The 2468-nt window shown below is 74.7% G+C and carries 2 protein-coding genes and 1 pseudogene; 2 read left to right on the forward strand and 1 reads right to left on the reverse strand.

Features of this window, described 5'->3' with window-relative positions; genetic code table 11:
* The coding region (locus G3I41_RS08170; RefSeq protein ID WP_203600505.1) for a bifunctional DNA primase/polymerase at positions 1 to 245 on the reverse strand (245 nt) is incomplete at its 3' end.
* Positions 246 to 556: 311 nt separating this feature from the next.
* Here G3I41_RS08170 and G3I41_RS08175 point away from each other — a divergent pair.
* Positions 557 to 1939, forward strand: coding sequence for a transcriptional regulator (locus tag G3I41_RS08175; RefSeq protein ID WP_164399633.1), 1383 nt, complete (start codon positions 557 to 559; stop codon positions 1937 to 1939).
* Between the two features lie 157 nt (positions 1940 to 2096).
* A pseudogene (locus G3I41_RS36685) lies at positions 2097 to 2468 on the forward strand (hypothetical protein); the annotation flags it as partial.

Below are 2468 nucleotides of genomic sequence, written 5' to 3' on the forward strand. Positions count from 1 at the left end.
GGCCGCCGGCTCCACATCCGGCGGGCCGCCGCGCCGCTGCCGGTGGCCCCGTCCGCCCAGCCGTCCCCGGCGGGGTGGGCACCGGGTGCGGCGCACGCCTCCTCGCCGCACGAGCACTGCCGGCCACCGCCGGACGGCTCCAGCCAGGTGCCCGGGCACACGTCCCAGTGCCTCTCCTCCGTGTACCGCACGGCGGCGTCGAGCAGCTGCTCCACGCGCTGCCGGGGCACCTGCGCGGCTTCCATGACTCCGATGGGCTCTTCCACGTCCAGCTCAACTACGGGCTTCACGAAGAGTTACGGCCGCCCGTGCACGGTTCCGCACACGGGGCGCACGGGTGCACGGGCGGGGGCGCGTGGGAGAGGCACGGGCCCTGGGCGGGTAACTGGTTACGGGACGTCCGGCAGGGGCGGTCCGGCGCGGCATTTTAGTGACTGGCCGTGACGAATGCGGTAAGTCGCGTGGAAAGTGACCAACACGATGAATCGGCGCATTTCTCAGACATATGTCGGGCAGTGATCCCGCCACCTATCACTGCGGCCTCAGGGGGACACACATGGCAGCCAGGCCACTCGTCGCACGTCAGCCGAACGAACGGCTCCAGACGCTCATCCAGGAAGCCGGATGCTCCAACGCGGGCCTCGCCCGCCGGGTCAACATGGTCGGGGCCGAACGCGGCCTCGACCTCCGCTACGACAAGACGTCCGTGGCCCGCTGGCTGCGCGGCCAGCAGCCGCGCGGCCGGGCGCCGGGCACCATCGCCGAGGCGCTGGGCCGCAAGCTCGGCCGTACGGTCACGATCGACGAGATCGGGATGGCCAACGGCAAGAACCTCGCCTCGGGCGTCGGCCTCCAGTTCGCGCCGACGGTGACCGGGGCGATCGAGCAGGTCTGCGAGCTGTGGCGCAGCGACGTCGGGCGCCGCGACTTCCTCACCGGCTCGGCGGTCGCCTCGTCCGCGCTGGTGGAGCCCAGCCGGGACTGGCTGATCACCGGCGCGGACCCGCAGGTCGCCCGGGCCGCCGGGTCCCGGGTCGGGATGCCTGACGTGGAGGCGGTGCGGGCGACGACGGCCGCGCTGGTCGACCTCGACCACCGCTTCGGCAGCGGCCATGTGCGCCCGGTCCTCGTGCACTACCTCAACAGCGTGGTCTCCGGGCTGCTTTCGGGGGCGTACCGCGAATCGACGGGCCGCCAGCTGTTCGCGGCGGTCTCCCGGCTCACCGAGCTCGCCGGCTACATGGCCATCGACACGGGCCAGCCGGGCCTGGCCCAGCGCTACTACATCCAGGCCCTGCGCCTCGCGCAGGCGGCGGGCGACCGCGCGTACGGCGGCTATGTGCTGGCCGCCTCGATGAGCCACCTCGCCGCCCAGCTCGGCAACCCGCGCGAGATCGCCCAGCTGGCGCGGGCCGCGCAGGAGGGCGCGCGCGGCCGGGTCACCCCGCGCGCGGAGGCGATGTTCCACGCGGCGGAGGCGCGCGGCCACGCGCTGCTCGGCGACGCCCGCACCTGCCTGGAGACCGCGGCCCGGGCCGAGGCCGCCCTGGAGCGGGCCGAGCCGGACAGCGGGGACGACCCGGACTGGATCGCCCACTTCGACCACGCCTACCTCGCGGACGAACTCGCGCACTGCCACCGGGACCTGGGGCAGGCGGAGGCCGCCGCGCGCCGGGCGAAGGAGTCCCTGGACGGCCACCCGGAGTCCCGGGCCCGGCGCCGGGGCATCGGCCTCGCGCTGCTGGCCACGGCCCAGGTGCAGCTGCGGGAGGTCGAGCAGGCGTGCCACACGGGGACCCGGGCGATGGAACTGCTCGGCACGGTGCGCTCGACCCGGGGCGCGGAGTACCTGGAGGACCTCCAGCAGCGGCTGCTGCCGTACGGGGACGAGCCCGCGGTACGGGAGTTCGGGGCGCGCCTCGAACTCCAGGCGGCGTGAGCCGGAGCGGGTGGGCCCTCAACTGCCCCGTGAGAGGCCGCGGCGTTGCACCGTGTGTCACGGGCGTGCTGCGGTTGGCGGGTACTTGGCGCACCGCGGTCGCCACCCGATAGCGTGAGTCGACGATTACCTAGTTGACACGCACGTAGGAGTCCCGGTGACACAGAGCGGACAGGGCGACGAGCAGCAGCCCCCTGCTGTACGACCCGCGCACGAGGGTGTCGTGCTGCCCTCGGACGGCGGCGAGCCGTGGACGCCGGGAAGAGCGGCGGACCAGGCGCCTCCGGCCGGCGGCCGGCCGTGGGGGCAGGCATGGGGCCCGCAGGACGGCGGGCAGGACCCGTACGGGCAGCAGCCGCAGCAGCAGCCGTACCAGGCGGGCCCGCAGCAGCAGGGGCCGTACGGACAGCAGCCCGGCGGGTACGGACAGCACGCGTACGGCCGGGACCGGAGCGGCCCGTACGGCCAGGACCAGGGCGCCGCGCCCCTCCCGCCCGCACAGCAGCCGCCCGCCCAGCCCCAGCCGTAC

The sequence above is a fragment of the Streptomyces sp. SID9727 genome (assembly GCF_010550605.1).
Taxonomy (GTDB): domain Bacteria; phylum Actinomycetota; class Actinomycetes; order Streptomycetales; family Streptomycetaceae; genus Streptomyces.

Excerpts from the sequence above, each read along its gene's own strand:
- G3I41_RS08175 (WP_164399633.1), top strand. The coding sequence starts at position 557 with ATGGCAGCCAGGCCACTCGTCGCACGTCAGCCGAACGAACGGCTCCAG.